This window comes from Morganella morganii H1r (assembly GCF_000633515.1).
GTDB classification, from domain to species: domain Bacteria; phylum Pseudomonadota; class Gammaproteobacteria; order Enterobacterales; family Enterobacteriaceae; genus Morganella; species Morganella morganii_B.
The window spans coordinates 1-19,771 of record NZ_AYMP01000032.1; the positions used below are offsets into that span (position 1 = coordinate 1).

The 19,771-nt window shown below is 50.9% G+C and carries 18 protein-coding genes and 1 pseudogene; 7 read left to right on the forward strand and 12 right to left on the reverse strand.

What is annotated here, in order from left to right; all coding sequences use genetic code 11:
• The 5 genes and pseudogenes from U868_RS26035 to rplU all read right to left on the reverse strand — a co-directional run.
• Nucleotides 1-432, reverse strand: a pseudogene (locus U868_RS26035) (DUF4225 domain-containing protein); the annotation flags it as partial.
• A gap of 328 nt (nt 433-760) precedes the next feature.
• Nucleotides 761-1,195 carry an Hcp family type VI secretion system effector gene (locus U868_RS23760; RefSeq protein WP_240182745.1) on the reverse strand — a complete coding sequence of 145 codons (435 nt, stop codon included), beginning with the start codon at nt 1,193-1,195 and terminating at the stop codon, nt 761-763.
• A 243-nt stretch (nt 1,196-1,438) separates the two neighbouring features.
• Nucleotides 1,439-2,605: an Obg family GTPase CgtA gene (cgtA, locus tag U868_RS0118085; protein ID WP_025154529.1), complete on the reverse strand. Its 1,167-nt coding sequence runs from the start codon at nt 2,603-2,605 to the stop codon at nt 1,439-1,441.
• A gap of 128 nt (nt 2,606-2,733) precedes the next feature.
• Nucleotides 2,734-2,991 (reverse strand): 50S ribosomal protein L27, encoded by a 258-nt coding sequence (gene rpmA, locus U868_RS0118090; RefSeq protein WP_004241388.1) that lies wholly within the window; start codon nt 2,989-2,991, stop codon nt 2,734-2,736.
• Nucleotides 2,992-3,011: 20 nt separating this feature from the next.
• Nucleotides 3,012-3,320, reverse strand: coding sequence for a 50S ribosomal protein L21 (gene rplU / locus U868_RS0118095; protein WP_004241383.1), 309 nt, complete (start codon nt 3,318-3,320; stop codon nt 3,012-3,014).
• A gap of 261 nt (nt 3,321-3,581) precedes the next feature.
• Here rplU and ispB point away from each other — a divergent pair, with 261 nt between their 5' ends.
• Entirely contained in the window at nt 3,582-4,553 is a 972-nt protein-coding gene (gene ispB / locus U868_RS0118100) for an octaprenyl diphosphate synthase (RefSeq protein WP_025154530.1), read from the forward strand.
• A 39-nt stretch (nt 4,554-4,592) separates the two neighbouring features.
• Here ispB and U868_RS0118105 read toward each other — a convergent pair whose 3' ends face one another.
• Nucleotides 4,593-4,979 carry a DNA-binding protein gene (locus U868_RS0118105; protein ID WP_025154531.1) on the reverse strand — a complete coding sequence of 129 codons (387 nt, stop codon included), beginning with the start codon at nt 4,977-4,979 and terminating at the stop codon, nt 4,593-4,595.
• A 582-nt stretch (nt 4,980-5,561) separates the two neighbouring features.
• Between U868_RS0118105 and U868_RS0118110 the strand changes: the two genes are divergently transcribed.
• Nucleotides 5,562-5,828: a helix-turn-helix domain-containing protein gene (locus U868_RS0118110; protein ID WP_025154532.1), complete on the forward strand. Its 267-nt coding sequence runs from the start codon at nt 5,562-5,564 to the stop codon at nt 5,826-5,828.
• 93 nt (nt 5,829-5,921) lie between these two features.
• On the opposite strand, the gene mdh is transcribed toward U868_RS0118110, so the two are convergent.
• Nucleotides 5,922-6,860 (reverse strand): malate dehydrogenase, encoded by a 939-nt coding sequence (gene mdh, locus U868_RS0118115; RefSeq protein WP_025154533.1) that lies wholly within the window; start codon nt 6,858-6,860, stop codon nt 5,922-5,924.
• A 448-nt stretch (nt 6,861-7,308) separates the two neighbouring features.
• Between mdh and argR the strand changes: the two genes are divergently transcribed.
• Nucleotides 7,309-7,779, forward strand: a complete 471-nt coding sequence (gene argR, locus U868_RS0118120; RefSeq protein ID WP_004234524.1) for a transcriptional regulator ArgR — start codon at nt 7,309-7,311, stop codon at nt 7,777-7,779.
• A gap of 67 nt (nt 7,780-7,846) precedes the next feature.
• Here argR and mpl read toward each other — a convergent pair whose 3' ends face one another.
• Nucleotides 7,847-9,199 carry a UDP-N-acetylmuramate:L-alanyl-gamma-D-glutamyl-meso-diaminopimelate ligase gene (mpl, locus tag U868_RS0118125; protein ID WP_025154534.1) on the reverse strand — a complete coding sequence of 451 codons (1,353 nt, stop codon included), beginning with the start codon at nt 9,197-9,199 and terminating at the stop codon, nt 7,847-7,849.
• Between the two features lie 167 nt (nt 9,200-9,366).
• Between mpl and fbp the strand changes: the two genes are divergently transcribed.
• On the forward strand, nt 9,367-10,380 hold the full coding sequence (gene fbp, locus U868_RS0118130; RefSeq protein WP_025154535.1) for a class 1 fructose-bisphosphatase: 1,014 nt from the start codon (nt 9,367-9,369) through the stop codon (nt 10,378-10,380).
• Nucleotides 10,381-10,475: 95 nt separating this feature from the next.
• The gene (ppa, locus tag U868_RS0118135; protein ID WP_025154536.1) at nt 10,476-11,006 is read left to right on the forward strand and encodes an inorganic diphosphatase; all 531 of its coding nucleotides are present in this window, start codon (nt 10,476-10,478) and stop codon (nt 11,004-11,006) included.
• 66 nt (nt 11,007-11,072) lie between these two features.
• Here the strand turns inward: ppa and U868_RS0118140 are convergent, their stop codons facing one another.
• From U868_RS0118140 to tamA, 3 genes are read right to left on the reverse strand one after another with little or no spacing between them, the layout of a single operon-like run.
• The gene (locus tag U868_RS0118140) at nt 11,073-11,435 is read right to left on the reverse strand and encodes a gamma-glutamylcyclotransferase family protein (RefSeq protein WP_025154537.1); all 363 of its coding nucleotides are present in this window, start codon (nt 11,433-11,435) and stop codon (nt 11,073-11,075) included.
• Between the two features lie 3 nt (nt 11,436-11,438).
• Complete coding sequence (tamB, locus tag U868_RS0118145; RefSeq protein ID WP_025154538.1) at nt 11,439-15,209, reverse strand: autotransporter assembly complex protein TamB; 3,771 nt, start codon at nt 15,207-15,209, stop codon at nt 11,439-11,441.
• A complete protein-coding gene (tamA, locus tag U868_RS0118150; protein WP_025154539.1) occupies nt 15,209-16,951 on the reverse strand; it encodes an autotransporter assembly complex protein TamA in 1,743 nt (580 codons plus the stop codon). Before tamA ends, tamB begins: the two co-directional genes overlap by 1 nt.
• Before the next feature lie 191 nt (nt 16,952-17,142).
• Between tamA and msrA the strand changes: the two genes are divergently transcribed.
• Entirely contained in the window at nt 17,143-17,808 is a 666-nt protein-coding gene (gene msrA / locus U868_RS0118155) for a peptide-methionine (S)-S-oxide reductase MsrA (RefSeq protein WP_025154540.1), read from the forward strand.
• Between the two features lie 178 nt (nt 17,809-17,986).
• A complete protein-coding gene (locus tag U868_RS0118160; protein ID WP_025154541.1) occupies nt 17,987-19,357 on the forward strand; it encodes a hemolysin family protein in 1,371 nt (456 codons plus the stop codon).
• 33 nt (nt 19,358-19,390) lie between these two features.
• On the opposite strand, the gene U868_RS0118165 is transcribed toward U868_RS0118160, so the two are convergent.
• Entirely contained in the window at nt 19,391-19,597 is a 207-nt protein-coding gene (locus tag U868_RS0118165; RefSeq protein ID WP_004234508.1) for a DUF1107 domain-containing protein, read from the reverse strand.
• Between the last annotated feature and the right edge of the window lie 174 nt (nt 19,598-19,771).

A 19,771-nucleotide genomic window follows, 5' to 3' on the forward strand; every position in this document is an offset into this window, starting at 1 on the left:
CATTAGCGTTGGGTAAACAACACCATTTCGGGTTGAGACTGGGAGGTTTAATAGCCTTTTTGGGTTTTTTAACTTAACTAAAGCACCGAATGAAAGAAATAAACTGACACTAAAATCGACAGCTTTGTAAGTCAGTTCGCCACTTTTTCTTCCATACCCCGCATATTCGGAAATATCCGCCATTACATTCTCAATTAAATTTTTATTATATCCACCAGATTTCCCTTTAGTTATTTCATATTGAATGATAAAACCATGCTCAAAGGCATTACTTATTCCGGTGGTAACAGCTAAAGCGCCAATTCCCTTTAATTTATTTGACCTTATTAGGTTTCCTGTTTTAAAGGTCAAATATCCACCAGCAATCTGAACAAACCCACCTAGAATCTGAAGTCCTTCTTTTCCATAAAAAAGCCACCCCTGCTCTTCAAATTGTTCAGTTGCCTCATAAACAGACCAGTCATTACGCCTGCCTCGTTGGTAATCAGCTTCCTCACTATTATATAAATAAGACCATTAAACGCATTATCCCGGCCTTGCATGTAAGCATAATGATCCTCAGATGAACTCCGCTTGCGGTAAAATTCCTCTTTCAAATAAGCTATCGCCTTGCGGATATTTTCCCGGTAAATTATTTTCACTTCCGGGTTATATAAAAGATAGGATGCCGCACGTTCAGAAAGCGTTTTCAGTTTATTACAGTAATCATCAAATTCACGACTGTAAGCGGGCTGGGTCGATAATACACGGGCTGTTGGTATCAGAAACTCCTGTCATCCCAGATACTGTAAGAACTGGTTCCGGCCATAACATGTTCCCAGGTCACGGACTTAAAGCGGATTGAAAGACTTTCTTCCGGCTGTGAATCGTTATGTGTGACGGAGTTCGGATAAAAACAGTTAAGACTGACAATTGCGGCCTCTGTCAGTTTTATTTTGTAATATAACTCCATACTGCCATTCATACCTGTCCGGTAGAATGAGAAATTACACGTTAGCATTTCACTGTTTGTCAGAGCCTGGGCGAGAAGCGGAGACGACTTATCAATCGGTTTACGGATGTCTAACGGCTGGAAACTGACATTCTGCCCCATCGAAAGACCGGAAGAAACTTCAAATACCAGTATTTCATCTTCGTGTCCCGACTGATATTTATTCCCGATAGAATCAATCGTTGAAGCCCCCCGGGAAATCAGCCCTTACTTGTTACCGGTAACTGAAAGATAAATGATATTGGCCACTTTTTATCCTTATGATATACGCATTAAATTTACCTTAAGTTCATCGTGTTATTTATTCTGGCGCAATAAAAATACCGTGATTAACATAAATAAAATTTATTTTTCCGGTGGCAATCGCAATACCGCCCGCATTCCCCTCATAAAAAAACCCGATAGTCGGGTAACCAACTATCGGGTTTTTATTCAGAATGCTGACGATTATTTCTTCCAGATGAACTCGACACCTTCCTCGTCGTCTTCATCCCAGTCGTCGTCCCAGTCATCATCTTCTGCCTGATCAAGCTGCTCTTTGTGGTAATCGTCCCACATAAAGTCCACTTTCGCATCCGCAGCCGGGACTTCAGCAACCGCTTCGCGGGCATGGGTATTGAGGAATTCCATCAGATCCCAGCACAGTGCTTTCACGCCTTCGTGATTGACCGCAGAGATCATATAGAATTTTTCTTCCCAGCCGAGGGCATCGGCGATCGCCTGAGCGCGGGTTTTCGCTTCTTCCGGATCAATCAGATCGACTTTGTTGAAGACCAGCCAGCGCGGCTTCTCAGCCAGCTTTTCACTGTATTTTTCCAGTTCACCGACAATGATCTTCGCATTTTCCACCGGATCACTTTCATCCACCGGGCAGATATCGATCAGGTGCAGCAGCACGCGGCAGCGTTCCAGGTGTTTCAGGAAACGGATCCCCAGACCGGCACCATCAGATGCGCCTTCGATCAGTCCCGGGATATCCGCGACCACGAAGCTCTGTGAGTTATCCATCCGCACCACACCCAGGCTCGGCACCAGTGTGGTAAACGGATAATCCGCCACTTTTGGTTTTGCCGCAGAGACAGAACGGATAAAGGTGGATTTACCGGCATTCGGCATTCCCAGCATCCCGACGTCAGCCAGCAGCATCAGTTCCATCATGAGTTCGCGGGTTTCACCCGGGGTACCCATGGTGCGCTGACGCGGTGCGCGGTTAACAGAGGATTTAAAGCGTGCGTTACCCAGGCCGTGAAATCCGCCCTTGGCAACCATGTGACGCTGTCCGTGCTGCAACATGTCCGCCAGTATCTCATTGGTGGTCATATCGCGCACACGGGTGCCTACAGGCACGTTAATCGTGATATCGTTGCCCCGTTTACCGGTACAGTCACGACTCTGGCCGTTTTGACCCCGCTCAGCACGGAAGGATTTTTCAAAACGGTAATCAATCAGGGTATTGAGGTTTTCATCGGCCTGAAGGTATACATCACCCCCATCACCGCCGTCTCCGCCGTCTGGTCCGCCTTTCGGAATATATTTTTCGCGACGGAAGCTCACGCATCCGTTGCCGCCATCTCCTGCCACAACCAGGATTTTAGCTTCATCTACAAATTTCATTACTTTTCTCCGTAACGTTGCCGTGTCCGGACTACCGGTTCAGTATGACCCGGGATGACGTTTTACGCATATAAAAAGCCCTGCAAAAGGTTTGCAGGGCTTTCGGACTCGGTTAAGACGTGAAAAACTTATTCAGCTTCGATGCTGATGAACTTACGGTTTTTCGGGCCTTTAACTTCGAATTTTACTTTTCCGTCAGCTAACGCGAACAGAGTGTGGTCGCGACCGCAACCTACGTTGCTGCCTGCGTGGAATTTAGTACCACGCTGACGAACGATGATGCTGCCTGCTAATACAGCTTCACCACCGAAACGTTTTACACCCAGACGTTTTGCTTCAGAATCGCGACCGTTTCGAGTCGAGCCGCCAGCCTTTTTGTGTGCCATTGATCTGCTCTCCTATTAACTTAAGCGATACCGGTAATTTTAACATCAGTGAACCACTGACGGTGGCCCTGCTGTTTCCGGCTGTGTTTACGACGACGGAACTTAACGATTTTGATTTTATCGCCGCGACCGTGTGTAACCACTTCAGCTTTAATTTTAACACCTTCAACGACTGGAGCGCCGATCTTGATGTCTTCACCATTTGCAACCATCAGGACCTGGTCAAACTCAACAGTTTCACCTGTTGCGATGTCCAGCTTTTCCAAGCGAACGATTTGACCTTCGCTGACCCGGTGTTGTTTACCACCACTTTGGAAAACCGCGTACATATTAACTCCGCTTTCCGCACACCCCATAAAATTTGATTCTCAGAGTGCACTATAAAATTATTCACAATAGGGCGCGGATTTTACGCAAAAATGCCGCAAATGACAAGTGCTGAAAACGATCTAATGGTAAAAAAACGTCACTTTACAGATAGCCGTTTATTTGCAGCTTTTTTACAGTACAATCATAAAATATAAAAAACGCTGCTATCATAAACCATTACCTTTGATCGGGATGTCAAAAACAAGGTTAAAGCAAGTCATATGAACTCAGAACAAATAATCGCGCTGACGGCGGATGATATGGCCGCTGTCAATCAAAAGATTCAAAAACAGCTGACCTCAGACGTATCACTTATCAACCAGCTGGGTTACTACATTATCAGCGGCGGCGGGAAACGGATCCGCCCGATGATCGCTGTGCTGACCGGCCGGGCTCTGGGCTATGACGGCGACAAACATATTCAGGTGGCAGCCCTGATCGAATTTATTCATACCGCCACCCTGCTGCACGACGATGTGGTGGATGAATCTGATATGCGCCGCGGCAAACAGACCGCCAATGAGGTGTTCGGCAACGCCGCCAGTGTGCTGGTCGGGGATTTTATCTACACACGATCCTTTCAGATGATGACGGATCTGGATTCCATGCGCGTGCTGAAGCTGATGTCAGAGGCGACGAACGTGATCGCGGAAGGGGAAGTGCTGCAGCTGATGAACTGCAACGATCCGGATATCAGCGAAGCGGATTACATGCAGGTTATTTACAGCAAAACCGCCCGTCTGTTCGAGGCCGCCTCACAATCTGCCGCGATCCTGGCCGGTGCCACACCGGAACAGGAAAAAGCATTGCAGGATTACGGCCGCTATCTCGGCACCGCGTTTCAGCTGATCGATGATGTTCTCGATTATGATGCGGATAACGCGACACTCGGCAAAAATACCGGGGATGATCTCGACGAAGGCAAACCGACACTGCCGCTGCTCCACGCCATGCACAACGGCAATGCGGAAGAATCCGCACTGATCCGTCAGGCCATTGAACAGGGTAACGGGCGTCATCTGCTGGAACAGGTTCTGGCGGCCATGAAGCGCTGCGGCTCCCTGACTTACACGTATAACCGTGCCGAAGAGGAAGCCGACAAAGCTATCGCAGCCCTGTCCGTACTGCCGGATTCACAGTACAAAGACGCGCTGGCCGGTCTGGCTCATATCGCCGTCCGCCGCTCCGCCTGATCACAGCGAAAAAAACGGGATCCGCGAGGATCCCGTTTTTTATTCCGGTTTTTCGTCCCGCTCCCGGCTGCCCGGAAGCTCCTGTGCATCAAGATGCTGGATTAGTTTGGCCAACCCTTCCCGCAGAATGAACGTAACAATTTTTTCCCGTTCCTCTCTGGTCAGCTGATAATAGGCTTCCACCCAGATCAGAAACGCATCCTGCCGTTTCGCCTGATAGCTGGCGCTGTTGTCACATGCATGCAGGATCGCCTGAACTTCATCCGGCAGACTATCGATACTGTATTCGACAGCTTTTCCCTGCACACCACGCTTGCGCCTCTGATGCCAGCCTTCCCGTCTCGCCATCAGGTTGACACCTTGAGGAGATGATGGCAAGCCCGCCAAACCAACCAATTCCTTCGCGGAATACCATTCTTTTTTCATCTTTTCTCCTGCAACCCATTTTCAGCAAAAAATCGGCAATTTTTGTGCTTAAACTGTGTAAATTTGCCGGACACTTTCCTAAAAATGACAACTGCTTTAGCTACACTGAATTTATTTAACAGCTTCCGGATTGATGCCGATTTTTACGAGTTCATTTGACAAACGCAAGGATAAAACATCATCTTTTTGTGAATAATCGGCATATTTTATTACAACGACGGTAAGTACTGACAACATGACCGTCGGGCAGAAAATGAGATCCGGCTCAGTGCTGCTGCTGACGTATCACGCCTGATAACAGGTAAAAACCACTTTTGTTTCATCAACAAACTCCTTATGTTGAGTAAGTAATTGTGCTTACTTGATTCATTCCTTTGTGTTGCCGCCAAATGTTCATTTGGTTTCTTAATTCTGTAACAGAGTTCAAAAAAGATATTTTTAAGAAAAAATTTAAGAAAATATTTAGAAAAATAATGGTATTTTATTTTCTTAATAACGAATTGAATTCATCTTTAATGTAACGACAACTCGTTATTTATACCACTAACACAACATTAATCTGAAATAAAAAGGACGCAATATATGGATTCCGGTAAATCTGACTGGCACCCTGCTGATATTATTGCTTCGCTGAAAAAACGGGGGACAAGTATGGCTGCCTTATCGCGCAATTCGGGACTCAGCTCCTCAACACTCGCCAACGCGATTGTCCGCCCGTGGCCGAAAGGTGAATGGCTCATCGCAGACTTTCTCGCCATTCATCCGTCAGAGATTTGGCCCAGTCGTTATTTTGATTCTATCACAGGTGAATTATTAGATAGGAAAAGAAGAATGAAGGTAACTAAGTAATTTCAATATATAATCATAAAAATAATAAAACCGCTAATAATGATTAGCGGTTTTATTTACGGCCCGAAAAAATAAATACAACTAATTAATAATTCAGCTGTTAATAAATTTCTCACCAAGGGCAATATCGGCTTTCAGCACATCCAGCATGCCGTTCAGCGCTTTCTCTTCGTATGCACTGAGTGAACCGATGTCCAGACGCTTCTCAACACCGTTCTTGCCCAGCAGCACCGGCTGAGCAAAGAAACGGGCGTATTTGCCGTCACCTTCGGTATAAGTGCATTCCACCACATTGCTCTCGCCCTGCATGGCGCGAACCAGTGACAGGCCGAAACGTGCGGCTGCCTGGCCCATAGAGAGCGTAGCGGACCCGCCGCCGGCTTTGGCTTCCACCACTTCAGTACCGGCGTTCTGGATACGTTTGGTCAGGTTGTCAATTTCCGCATCACTGAAGCTGACACCCGGGATCTGAGACAGCAGCGGCAGAATAGTCACACCGGAGTGTCCGCCGATAACCGGCACTTCCAGCTCCTGTGGCTTCTTCCCTTTCAGTTCCGCCACAAAGGTGTTGGAACGGATAATGTCCAGTGTAGTCACGCCGAACAGGCGATTTTTGTCATACACTCCGGCTTTTTTCAGCACTTCTGCCGCGATCGCCACAGTGGTGTTCACCGGGTTGGTGATAATACCGATTAATGCTTTCGGGCAGGTTTTGGCAATTTTTTCCACCAGATTACGGACGATCCCCGCATTCACATTAAACAGATCAGAACGATCCATGCCGGGTTTACGGGCCACACCGGCAGAAATCAGGACAATATCCGCACCTTCTAATGCAGGGGTAGGATCCTCTCCCGCGAATCCGGTGATCCGGACATCGGTCGGAATATGGCTGAGATCTTTTGCCACACCCGGTGTGACCGGTGCGATATCATATAAAGTAAGATCTGAACCTGAAGGAAGCTGGGTTTTAAGAAGAAGGGCGAGAGCCTGACCAATACCACCTGCTGCTCCGAGAACTGCAACTTTCATCCTGAGACTCCTTAACTTGGGACGGTTAGCACGATTGCACACCAGGCGCGAATCCGTGCATGAGGGCTGTGAATACAATATTTTAACAGACTGATTGCATATTCACGCATTTGAATCTGTTTGTCTATTGTTATCCATTCTAAACAAATCGCTTATCTGTTAATGAGATAAGGAACACTATTTTGACAATTATTTTACTTTAAGCGCACTTATAGTCATGTGCGTTAATATACCGATGCGTAACTGATAACAACCTCATTTAATTAACAATATATTTACCTCCTGTGATAACCCGGTCAGAGCCATAAGCAATGTCAATTACGTGAGCTGATCACCAGTTTTGACCATTAATGCGGTTTCCCCCGGTCAGACCACAGGGTTTAATTTGCATAAAAATGCATTTTTCCGCATAATAATAAGGTTCGTCTCCAAATTTGCAGGAAAGACTATGCGTGCACCTTCTAAACAGGAAGATCTGATCAAGGCGTTTAAAGCGCTGTTGAAAGAAGAGAAATTCAGCTCTCAGGGGGAGATCGTCACGGCCCTGCAGGAAGAGGGCTTTGAGAATATTAACCAGTCCAAGATTTCCAGGATGCTGACCAAGTTCGGTGCTGTCCGCACCCGTAACGCGAAAATGGAAATGGTTTACTGTCTGCCTGCGGAACTGGGCGTTCCGACAGCCACCAGCCCGTTAAAAAACCTGGTGCTGGATATTGATTACAATGACTCGGTGGTGGTTATCCGTACCAGTCCGGGCGCAGCGCAGCTGATTGCCCGTCTGCTGGACTCCATCGGTAAATCCGAGGGTATTCTCGGCAGTATCGCCGGAGATGACACTATTTTCTCGACACCGGCCAAAGATTTCACCACAGAACAGCTTTACGAAGCGATTCTCGCCCTGTTCGAACAGGAACTGTAATCCGCCGTTAATCATAAAAAAACCGCGTGGTACTGATGCACCACGCGGTTTTTTATTTTTTCGCAGATTACTTCAGCTTTTCCAGCAGTTTATCGTGGATACCGCCGAAGCTGCCGTTGCTCATCACCAGGATATGATCCCCCGGCTGTGCATGTTCAGCCACCATATTGACCAGTGTATCCGGGTCACCGGTCCAGTATGCCGGTTGTACACAGCGCTCGGTAATTTCACTGACCAGCCACGGAATATTCGCCGGCTGGAAGATAAAGACTTCATCCGCACGCCCCAGCGCAGGCGCGATATCGTCTTTGCTGATCCCCATTTTCATCGTGTTTGAACGCGGCTCCAGAACCGCCAGGATGCGGGCCGTACCGCCGACTTTACTGCGCAGCGCCTGTAATGTGGCCAGAATGGCGGTCGGATGATGTGCAAAGTCATCATAGACACGGATACCGTTCACTTCACCACGGAGCTCAAGGCGGCGGCGGGCGTTGATAAATTTGCCCAGCGCACGGCAGGCTTCCGCCACCGGTACGCCAACGTGATGTGCGGCAGCCACCGCCATCAGAGCGTTCTGCATATTATGCTCGCCTACCAGTCCCCAGGTCACACGGCCGCTGATTTCACCGTCATAGCGCACATCAAACTCAGCGCAGTCATTGGTGACTTTCTCTGCCTGCCAGCGGGCGTTATCGCCGGTGTACTCTTCCTCACTCCAGCAGCCCATACTGAGCACCTGTTTCAGATTGGCATCCTGCGCCGGGGCGATAATTTTGCCGTCACCCGGCACCACGCGCACCAGATGATGGAACTGTTTTTCAATCGCCGCGAGGTTTTCGAAGATATCCGCGTGATCAAACTCGAGGTTGTTAAGCAGCAGCGTGCGCGGGCTGTAATGTACGAATTTTGAGCGTTTATCAAAGAATGCACAGTCATATTCATCCGCTTCGATAACAAAGAACGGGCTGTTACCCAGCGTGGCGGAGACATCAAAGTTCCCCGGGACACCGCCGATCAGAAAGCCCGGCTGATAGCCGCAGTCTTCCAGGATCCACGCCAGCATACCGGCGGTTGTGGTTTTGCCGTGAGTCCCGGCAACCGCCAGCACCCAGCGCTCCGGTAATACATGGTCATGCAGCCACTGCGGGCCTGACGTGTAAGGAATTCCCTGGTTCAGCACCGCCTCAACACACGGGTTTCCGCGTTTCATGGCATTGCCGATCACCACCATATCCGGGCGCGGCGTCAGCTGAGCCGGGTCATAACCCTGAATCAGTTCGATCCCCTGCTCTGTCAGTAAATCACTCATCGGCGGGTAGACATTCTGATCCGAACCGGTCACTTTGTGCCCCTGTGCGCGGGCCAGAATAGCCAGGCTGCCCATGAAGGTGCCGCAGATACCGAGAATATGAATATGCATTATTTTTTATCCAATAGCATGACGTTGGTCACTATTCTAACCATCTCTCAAAAGAACTGAAACGGATTAGCCTATCAATTATGATTTTCTTTGGCTAAACTTGCACCCGCGTTTACGGGCAACCGCTTTCGTAATACTTTTATTTCACCCACTTCAGGACGTACGTCATGAAAACATTAGGCGAATTTATCGTCGAAAAACAGCAGGACTTTTCTCACGCCACCGGAGAACTGACTGCACTCCTCTCCGCGATTAAGTTAGGCGCTAAAATTATTCACCGTGATATCAACAAAGCCGGGCTGGTTGATATCCTTGGTACTAATGGTATCTCTAACGTGCAGGGCGAAGTCCAGATGAAACTGGATCTCTATGCCAACGAGAAACTGAAAGCCGCGCTGAAAGCCCGTGGTGAAGTTGCCGGTATTGCCTCCGAAGAAGAAGACGACATTGTTGTTTTTGAGGGCGGCCGTGCGGAAAACGCCAAATATGTGGTTCTGATGGATCCGCTCGACGGCTCATCCAATATTGATGTGAATGTGTCAGTCGGTACTATTTTCTCTATTTATCACCGTATCACCCCGCTGGGCCAGCCGGTCACCGAAGCTGACTTCCTCCAGCCGGGTAACCGTCAGGTTGCTGCCGGTTATGTGGTGTACGGCTCTTCCACCATGCTGGTTTACACCACCGGCAACGGTGTTCACGCCTTCACCTATGACCCGTCTCTGGGTGTATTCTGCCTGTGCCAGGCCGATATGAAATTCCCGGAAAACGGCAAAATGTATTCCATCAACGAAGGGAACTATATCCGTTTCCCTGTCGGCGTGAAAAAATACATCAAATACTGCCAGGAAGAAGATCCGGCCACTGACCGCCCGTACACCACCCGTTATATCGGCTCTCTGGTGGCGGATTTCCACCGCAACCTGCTCAAGGGCGGGATTTACATCTACCCGAGCACCGCCAGCCACCCGAACGGCAAGCTGCGTCTGCTGTATGAATGCAACCCGATGTCATTCCTCGCGGAACAGGCAGGCGGTAAAGCGAGTGACGGTAAAAACCGTATCCTCGATATCATTCCGGAAAAACTCCATCAGCGTTCGCCGTACTTTGTCGGTACCCGCGCCATGGTCGAGAAAGCCGAAAGCTTTATGGCGGAATTCCCGGACGAAAACGGGAAGTAACCAACAGTAAGAGAAGGAAAAGGCGGTATACCACCGCCTTTTTTTCGTTATAATATCCGCCACGCTATTTGTTCTGAAGATTAAGGAATCCGTTCATGAGCCTGAATAATGTTCCGGCAGGTAAAGAGCTGCCAGAAGATATCTATGTCGTTATCGAAATCCCTGCCAACGCAGATCCGATTAAATACGAAGTTGATAAAGAATCCGGCGCACTGTTTGTTGACCGCTTTATGTCAACCGCCATGTTCTACCCGTGCAACTACGGTTACATCAACCACACCTTATCTCTGGATGGTGACCCGGTAGACGTGCTGGTCCCGACGCCGTATCCGTTACAGCCTGGTTCAGTGATCCGCTGCCGTCCTGTCGGCGTGCTGAAAATGACCGACGAATCCGGTGAAGATGCCAAACTGGTTGCGGTTCCGCACACCAAACTGAGCAAAGAATACGATCACATTAACGATGTGAACGATCTGCCTGAGCTGCTGAAAGCACAGATCACCCACTTCTTCGAGCACTACAAAGATCTCGAGAAAGGCAAATGGGTGAAAGTTGACGGCTGGGAAGATGCCGCAGCCGCCAAAGCTGAAATCATTGCTTCTTTCGAACGCGCCGCGAAAAAATAATCCGCAGTCCGTTTCAGAGACAAAAAAACCGCTGTTTTCACAGCGGTTTTTTTATTCACAGGGAAATCATTCGCTTTCCGGATCTTCTGCCTCGTGCCGTTTCAGCCAGTCACCGCTGTTTATCTTCACCAGTCCGTCCACCGGACGCTGATATAAGTAAATCCAGGCACTGCCGTAAGGCGTTGAAACCAGTTCACGCCGGTAATCCTGACCATCTTTTTTTAATTCATCCAGCTCGGTCAGGATCGACGAGGAAATCCGGTACACTTCACATTCGATCGAACCGGTTCCCGGTACCACCGCAGGATAGTGTCCCAAATCATACAGGTCATAGCCTTCAAGCGTATATTCTCCCAGCAGGGCGGCATAGGTCATCCAATGATGGTTGCCCTGTTTCTGCCGCAAACTGCCATAAACGATCACTCGCATATATTAAAACTCAAACTGATAAAGCAGATCGATCGCCTGGTTAAGACCAGACACCGCTTCCAGATATAACCTGGGCATTAACCTATAGCGTAACGTTAAGGTTGCTAAAGAGTCAAATATACCGACACCATATTTTACCTGCAGATCATTGGTTATCTTACCGCTGACCACAACCTGCGACTTATCGCCCACGCCCTGGGTATCCAGTGCCAGATCCGAAATACCGAATGTTTCACCAATTTTTCCGACTAACTGCCCGCTTTGTGCCACCCCGAGGCTGATAAGCATGGATGTCATCTGCGAACTGTCTGCGTCACCGGAATCCAGCCCCTCACCGCGCAACAGATAAGAGAGCGCATTTTCCTGGGACATCGCCGGATCAGAAAATATTTCCACTTTCGGTCTGTCAGCAAGCCCGGTCACCCGGACACCCGCGATCACGCCGTTGGCGGTGTTATCCGGGTTACGGATCGCTTCCAGATTAAGGAACGGCTGGTCAGCCGGACCGGAGAACAGGATCTGACCTTTGCGCACCAGCAGATCCTGCCCGTAAGCATGGAAGCGCCCTTGCGGAATATCCACCTGTCCGTTAAGTCCCAGTCCCTGTTTATCCTGAGCGACTTTCAGATCCCCGGTCAGTCTTGCTTTCAGGCCGAAGGCATCCAGCAGCACATCATCACCGATATGGATCCGCAGATTACTCAGGATCGGAATGCTGGTCTGTTTCTCACGGATTGGCTGTAAGTTGTCATCCAGCATCACTTCGTCGGATGTGGCGCTGACAGCGGAATCCGGGACTTCATGCACGGTAATCCGCGCCCACGGAATATTCACCGTCCCGTCCAGTTTCAGCATCGACGGTGTCGCCTCAAAGACCAGATCCGGGCTGACATCAATCCGGATCATCGGCGGCAGGGAAACGCGCAGTTTGTCACCCTGCGCGAAAATCTTCGCACTCCAGGCATCCATTCTGCGCCAGTCCGCGTTACCGCTGAGGTTGAGATACCCTTCCGGCGTTTTGATGTTTCCGCTCAGATCAGAACGGGCGCCATCGAAATTAACCGTCAGCCCGCCGGTCGTGATATCAAACGGCAGCAGACGGCCGCTGACCGCGAGATCCGATAATCCCAGCTGACCAAACAGCAGCGGCGACGCGGCATTACCGCCCAGACGCAGGCCTGCGTTCAGCCGCCCGGTGGCTTTATCCCCTTTACCCAGCAGCGGTTTCAGCAGATCCAGAGAGATATTATCGATACCGACATTCCCGCTCAGCTGGCGGCGTTTCTCCAGATCAGAAATCTGGACATTACCGTTAATCTTCCCGTTACCGGCGATAGCAATCAGCCACTGAAGATTGAGTTTGCCGTTCTTCATGGCGGCGGTCATGGTCAGGGTGTCAAATGCGACCGGCAGATTTGTACCGTCGAGATTCTGCACCACTTTCACGCCGTTGCCTTTCAGAGATGCATCCACCACCGGCTGTGAACCGTCCGCAAACCAGCGGACATTGGCATTACCGCTGAATACACCGTCCAGCCGGGTATCCCGGCCGAGGAACGGTTTAATCATCGCCAGGTCAAAACGTTCAAGGGCAACGGATGCATTACCGGAAGCCCCGGCAGTGATCGGTTTCGGTACACAGATTCGGGCATCCGGATTCACCCAGCAATGGGTGCCGATGGTCACTTCCTGTTTTTCATTCAGATAGGTCAGCGCCATTGCCTTGCTGAGTGACCACTCACCCACCGGTGTGTCAAAGCGGGTATTATTCAGCGTACCTTTCCAGGTTTCGGTTTTGCGGTCAAACCCGCCGTTCAGCATCAGCTGTGCAGAGACCGGCTCGCCTTTCATGGTCAGTTTCAGCTGGTGCTGTGCTTCGGTGCCTTTGGCATTCAGGGTCAGATTGCTGATCACCAGATCAGCCTGTTTCAGCTGATTCACGGTCACATCCAGCTGGCCTTTGATCTGCTCTGCGGAGGTGATATCCCCTTTGATTTTCGCATTTGCCACCGACAGGTCGTTCTGCCATTTCAGGTTGCTGACGGCCAGATCGGCGAGGATCTGTGGTTTTTCCATATTGCCGCGAACATTGAGCTTCCCTTTGATGGTTCCCGCCAGCCCCGGAACCAGGCCGCCGAGCGCCGGTGCATTGATATCCGCATCCAGCTTCCAGTTATCCGCCAGCTCGCCCCGCACGTCCAGTTTATTGTTGCCCAGTGCCAGTTTCAGATCCGGAATCGTCCACTGACCGCCCGCATTACCTTTCACATTACCGCGCGCTTTCAGCGGATAGGTCTTCACTTTACCGTCGAGGGTGATATCCGGGATTTCAAGTTCCCAGTTACCGCCGTACAGACTACCCCTGGTACTGATTTTGCCGTCCACTTTGGCCGGCCACTCCGGATAGGCTTTCGCCGTGTTCAGGCCGGAAAGCGTCAGAACGGCCTGCCAGCTGATGGCTTTCTGCCAGTCCGCCACCCCGGTCACTTCCGCAAAGCCCTGTAACGCATTCAGGCGCAACCGGGTGAGATTGAGCTGTTCAGTATTCCCTTTGGCATCCAGGGTCAGCAGCGCAGGCGGGATGTCCTTTCCTTTGATATCCGAACGCAGGGAGAGGTCGTAACCGCTCACTTTCCCGTTAACACGCAGTTTTACACCATCAAGCTGATAATCCGCCTCACCGGTCAGCGGCCAGCTGACTTTCTGACTCTCCAGGGTCAGCAGCAGCGGCAGATCAGCCTGTGTCAGGTTGGTTTGTGCATCCAGCGTGGCATTGACCGGCCCTTTCAGCGCCAGTGCCAGTTTCAGTTCATCCAGCAGCCCGCCGTTCAGGGTAAGATCGAGATCCTGCCCGCTGAATTCCTCAAAATCACGGACATGACCTTTCACCGACAACGCTACCGGCCATTTTTCACTGAGCGCCACTTCCCCGCTGACCGCAATATTGCCCTGCGGCGCATCCGCAGACAGATCACTGAGGGTCAGTACCTGCCCCTTGTTAAACAGCGCCAGATGCAGGGAATTGATGGTCACCGGTGCATCACCGCTCACCTGCCAGTTCTCACCGGAAATACCTTCCACTGAAATATTCAGCGGAAGAATAACCTCCGGCAGTTCTGCCAGCATCGGCTGAGCAAAAATCTCACTGATGGTTTCACCTAACGGCTTCTCCGGTGCATCCGTTGCCGGTGCCGGTTCTTCTGCCTCAGCCGGGTCACTTTTCGGCAGCACAACAGAAAGGGCATTAATCACCGTGGGTTTCAGGGTCAGCTGGTCGCCCTGCCAGGTCATGGCGGTGCGGAAGGTGCCCAGATTTACCGCCATATCATCCACGGTGACCTGTGTGTTGGTCACGGAGAGAGAATCCAGGAATATGGTCAGTGGTGCATTCAGCTCCGTCAGCGGCTCTGACGGGGGGGTTTCTTCTGACGACGGCAGTTTTGCTGTATCGACAGCAACCCGCGTGCCATCCGTGCTGAGGTTTTCAACGCAGAGTGTCATGTCTTTCAGGCAACTCAGACGCAGCGCCAGGTTCACCTTATCCACGCTGACATCAATACCCGGCATGGTGTATTTCACCTGCTTCAGGGTCAGATTACGCAGATCACCCTCAACCTGACCGATAGCCAGGCCGGAAACCACACGCGGCGCAAAATTCAGCGCAAAATGCAGGCCGGACTGTGTGCCCAGGATCCAGCCGAGTGTGCCGCCAATCAGCAGAATGAGTACCAGCAGAATGATTGCCGGCCATTTCAGATACTTCAGCCATTTCATCAGAGTTCTGCCCCCAATCCGATATAAAACTGGATATTTTTCGTCTGGTCATCACCGACCGGTGCCGCGAGGTCAAATTTGATCGGCCCGACCGGTGATGCCCAGCGCACCCCGACACCGGCACCGGTTTTGAAATTACTCCGTTTGATATCATTCACCACTTCACCGCTGTCCACAAACACCGCGCCCCACCAGTTTCCGGTTACGTTGTACTGGTATTCCAGTGAGCCGACCACCATCCGCGAGCCGCCGGTCAGTTTGCCGTCAGCATCTTCCGGTGAGATTTTGTTGTAACGGTAGCCCCGGATACTGCCGTCGCCACCGGCGAAGAAACGCAGATCCGGCGGAACCTTGTCGAAATTATTGGTTTCAATCCAGCCGAGATTGCCGCGCATCACAAAGCGGTGCCCGTCCCACGGCGTTCGTATCCAGACGTTACGGGCACGGAAAATGGAAAAATCCACATCCGAGCCCCACATTTCATTGGAAACATCCACTGAGTAACGCTGGCTGTCCCCCCAGGACGGCATCATCCCGCCCCGCGAACGGACACGGCTGACATTCACGCCGGGATAGAGCAGCATAGTGGTGTTCGTGATATCCGCCTGGGTAAAGTGGCTGAGACTCCAGCGCATATTGATACCGTACTGCCAGCCGGTGGATAAATCCCAGTTACGGGAAACACTGACTGTCGCGGTATCGGCTTTGGTATCGTTCAGATCGGTACGCTTATACCCGCCGGAAACGGCGTAATACTGTTCAATCGGATTAACCTTCAGCGGGATGCGGTATGAGGTATCAATAATCTGTTCCGGTGCGGACAGGCTGATACTGGAGGTCAGACTGTGGCCGCTGGCGTTCACCCACGGCTTATTCCATTTCGCCTGAACACGCGGTCCCACATCGGTGGCAAAGCCGCCGCCCAGCTCGACAAAGTTTTGCGCACGCGGGGTGAATGACGCATCCATGGTCAGATAATCACTGTTATCCGCCCGTGCTTTGGCAATATCCGGGGTGACGATCGCGGACTGAAACCAGCCGGTTTCCGCCAGCAGACGGTTAAATTCCGCCAGCTGTTCCGAGGTGTAGTAATCGCCCTCTTTAAACGGTACCAAACCTTCCAGATAGGCATCGCTGATTTGCGAGCCCTGGTAATTCACTTTACCGAAACGGTATCGTTTGCCGCTGTTGAACACAAAATCCCAGTAAGCCGCGTGACGGGAAAGCGCAATACCGAGCTGGCTTTTTTCCATCTCCGCATCAAAATAACCGCGTTTTAAGGCAAGCCCGGATAATCCGCTTTTAAAACTTTCATACTCGCCGTGATTGACGACAGTCCCGGTTTCAGGTGTATTTTTAGTAATGAATTTTTTGAATGCGGGATCGGTTTTTGCCGCGCCTTCGATATCCACCGTCACCCCGGCAATTTTAACCGGTTCCCCCGGGACGACGCGGGCATACAACACCGGACGCGCAGGCGGCGCGTTGTCCTGATAATCAAAGGTGATCACCGGCTCATAATACCCCAGCGGACGAAGCCCTTCTTTGATGGCTTTTTCCACCCGGGCACGAAAACGGCCGTCAGCCACGACCTCATCCGTTGTGATAGTGGAAAGCTGGACTCTTGCATTTTTTTCAAGTTGCCCGTCGAGCCCTTCCACTTTTAAGCGAAGATTTGCACTATAGGCCAGAGGGGATGTGAGAGACACAGCGACAACACAAACAAGAGGGTACCGGATCACATCAACTCCTGAATTTCTGCGATTTGACTGAGATATACCTTTATTCATTCAGAATACCGCCAGCGAACCTGCAATGTGAATGAATAAGGGTATAAATGAAAATTATTTGAAGTTTACTATAGATACATAAGATAAATAACCTGAAATCTGCTGATAATGCACCGATTATTCTTAAACAGGAGCCACCGTAAATGACACAAAACACCACTCAATACCCGCAGGACACTGTTGTATCTCCTGTTTCTGCCGCCGATGCACTGCCTGACAGCGCCGCGGCACTGACCATCAGCCCGCGCCATACCGTAACCGGTCATGATGTGAATCATGTGCCTGACGGCTTTGATACCGCGTATTTCGCCATGGGCTGCTTCTGGGGCGTGGAGCGCCTGTTCTGGCAGCAGCCGGGCGTGTACAGCACCACCGCCGGTTATACAGGTGGTACGACAAAGAACCCGACCTATGACGGTGTCTGCACCGGCAACACCGGTCATGCTGAAGCTGTCCGCGTGGTCTACGACCCGTCCGTTATCAGCTACGCCGATCTGCTGCGTCTGTTCTGGGAAAACCACGACCCGGCACAGGGCATGAAACAGGGCGGCGATATCGGCTCTCAGTACCGTTCGGCAATTTACACTCAGTCTGACAGCCAGCGTGTGCAGGCACTTGCCTCGCGTGAGCAGTACCAGCAGGCAATGAATGAGAATCACGACAGCCGCAGTATCACCACGGCCATCCGCCCGCTCGGCCCGTTCTATGTGGCGGAGGATTACCACCAGCAATATCTGGATAAGAACCCGGAAGGCTACTGCGGGCTCGGCGGGATCGGGGTCTGTCTGCCGCCTTCGCTGAGAAACTAGCCGCTTTTCCCCTTCCGGTGCTATACTGCACATCCGCGCACAGGCAAATTGGATGTTCTGTGCGCCTTTCTTTTTTAATATCCGATACTTATGCTCTATATATCTAAAATAACCGGTCGCCACGCATAATCAACAACAGCGCGCCCAGAGGCAATCGTGCCGGCCATTCGGAACTTATATGTTAAATAGTTTATTAATCGTCCTGTTACTGTGCGCGATCAGCGCATTCTTTTCGTTATCTGAAATATCACTGGCCGCCTCGCGGCGTATCAAACTCAAAGTCATGATTGACGAAGGCAATACCAATGCCGCCCATGTGCTCCGTTTGCAGGAAGCCCCGGGGATGTTCTTCACCGTGGTGCAAATCGGCCTGAACGCCGTGGCGATCCTCGCCGGTATTGTCGGTGAATCTGCCTTTTCACCGGCGCTGCGCACCCTGTTCGGCAATTTTATGGCTGATGCCGCCGCACAGCAGCTCGGTTCAGTACTGTCATTTATCATCGTGACCTCCATGTTTATCCTGCTGGCGGATCTGACCCCGAAACGTCTCGGCATGATCAAGCCGGAAGCGGTCGCCATCCGGATTGTCCAGCCGATGCGTTTTTGCCTGACGGTACTGCGCCCGCTGGCCTGGTTGTTTAACGGATTATCCAATCTGTTCTTTAAATTATTCAAAATTCCGCTGGCGCGAAATGAAGATATCACCTCAGATGATATTTACGCGGTGGTGGAAGCGGGCGCGGTCGCCGGTGTGCTGCGCAAGCAGGAACACGAACTGATCGAAAACGTGTTTGAGCTGGAATCCCGTACCGTGCCGTCCGCCATGACCTCCCGTGAGAGCGTGGTCTATTTCGACAAGCAGGAAAACGAAGAAAGTATCAAAGAGAAGATCTCCACGCAGCCGCACTCGAAATTCCTGGTGTGCGACGGCGGGCTGGATCATGTGCTCGGTTATGTCGATTCCAAAGATCTGCTCAACCGCGTGCTGAACGGCCAGAGCCTGAATCTGCATGAAGGTGTGCAGATCCGCCCGGCACTGATGATCCCGGATACCCTGAGCCTGTCAGACACGCTGGAGAGCTTTAAGAATGCAGGGGAAGACTTCGCTATCATTCTGAATGAATACGCCATGGTGATGGGTGTTATCACTATCAATGACGTGATGATTACCCTGATGGGGGATCTGGTTGGTCAGGGACAGGAAGAGCAGATTGTCGCCCGTGATGAAAATTCCTGGCTGATTGAAGGCGGTACCCCGATTGAGGATGTGCAGCGGGTGCTGGATATTGATGAGTTCCCGGATGACAGCAATTACGAAACCATCGCCGGGTTCCTGATGTACAAACTGCGCCGTATCCCGAAACGAACCGATTCCGTGAAGTTCTCAGGCTATAAATTTGAAGTGGTGGATATCGACAACTACAAGATTGACCAGCTGCTGGTTACACGGATCCCGGATGCACCGGTTATCCCGCGTCCGTCAGCGGCGGAAAGCGGCAAAAAGGGTCAGTCTGACGTGGCACACAACGAACAGCACCAGAAACCGTAAAACTAACCCTTCTTCATCAGACAGGTATTGTGGTTACGCCAGCTGCGCCTGCAGCAACGATACCTGCTGATTAATTTCACTCATTGCACTCAGATGGCGTTTGTCTCTGATTTTCGGCGGTAAAATCTTGCCGTAGTCAAATTCAAACGCGCCCATCCCCTGTATATACAGGCGGCCACGGAATAAGGTTTTCACGTAGCGGGCGATCTGAGCCGGGTTGTAACGGGCGAAAATTTTCATCGTACTTATGTCCTCCCCTTTACCTTTTCTTTCATGCCTAAGGTATGACTCAATTCTACCACCCGGGTTCATTAATCAAATGATTTAATCACTATTTTTACATAAAATGACACTTCACTACGATTTACTTCACAAAACAGAGTGAAAATCGATCACTGTCACACTATAACAGCG

What these genes read in the sequence shown, in the direction of transcription:
- ppa (WP_025154536.1), top strand. Translation starts at nt 10,476, where the DNA reads ATGAGCCTGAATAATGTTCCGGCAGGTAAAGAGCTGCCAGAAGATATC.
- ispB (WP_025154530.1), top strand. Translation starts at nt 3,582, where the DNA reads ATGAACTCAGAACAAATAATCGCGCTGACGGCGGATGATATGGCCGCT.
- rplU (WP_004241383.1), bottom strand. Translation starts at nt 3,320, where the DNA reads ATGTACGCGGTTTTCCAAAGTGGTGGTAAACAACACCGGGTCAGCGAA.
- U868_RS0118140 (WP_025154537.1), bottom strand. Translation starts at nt 11,435, where the DNA reads ATGCGAGTGATCGTTTATGGCAGTTTGCGGCAGAAACAGGGCAACCAT.
- cgtA (WP_025154529.1), bottom strand. Translation starts at nt 2,605, where the DNA reads ATGAAATTTGTAGATGAAGCTAAAATCCTGGTTGTGGCAGGAGATGGC.
- tamB (WP_025154538.1), bottom strand. Translation starts at nt 15,209, where the DNA reads ATGAAATGGCTGAAGTATCTGAAATGGCCGGCAATCATTCTGCTGGTA.
- mpl (WP_025154534.1), bottom strand. Translation starts at nt 9,199, where the DNA reads ATGCATATTCATATTCTCGGTATCTGCGGCACCTTCATGGGCAGCCTG.
- argR (WP_004234524.1), top strand. Translation starts at nt 7,309, where the DNA reads ATGCGTGCACCTTCTAAACAGGAAGATCTGATCAAGGCGTTTAAAGCG.
- U868_RS0118110 (WP_025154532.1), top strand. Translation starts at nt 5,562, where the DNA reads ATGGATTCCGGTAAATCTGACTGGCACCCTGCTGATATTATTGCTTCG.
- U868_RS0118105 (WP_025154531.1), bottom strand. Translation starts at nt 4,979, where the DNA reads ATGAAAAAAGAATGGTATTCCGCGAAGGAATTGGTTGGTTTGGCGGGC.
- mdh (WP_025154533.1), bottom strand. Translation starts at nt 6,860, where the DNA reads ATGAAAGTTGCAGTTCTCGGAGCAGCAGGTGGTATTGGTCAGGCTCTC.
- U868_RS0118160 (WP_025154541.1), top strand. Translation starts at nt 17,987, where the DNA reads ATGTTAAATAGTTTATTAATCGTCCTGTTACTGTGCGCGATCAGCGCA.
- U868_RS0118165 (WP_004234508.1), bottom strand. Translation starts at nt 19,597, where the DNA reads ATGAAAATTTTCGCCCGTTACAACCCGGCTCAGATCGCCCGCTACGTG.
- fbp (WP_025154535.1), top strand. Translation starts at nt 9,367, where the DNA reads ATGAAAACATTAGGCGAATTTATCGTCGAAAAACAGCAGGACTTTTCT.
- msrA (WP_025154540.1), top strand. Translation starts at nt 17,143, where the DNA reads ATGACACAAAACACCACTCAATACCCGCAGGACACTGTTGTATCTCCT.
- rpmA (WP_004241388.1), bottom strand. Translation starts at nt 2,991, where the DNA reads ATGGCACACAAAAAGGCTGGCGGCTCGACTCGAAACGGTCGCGATTCT.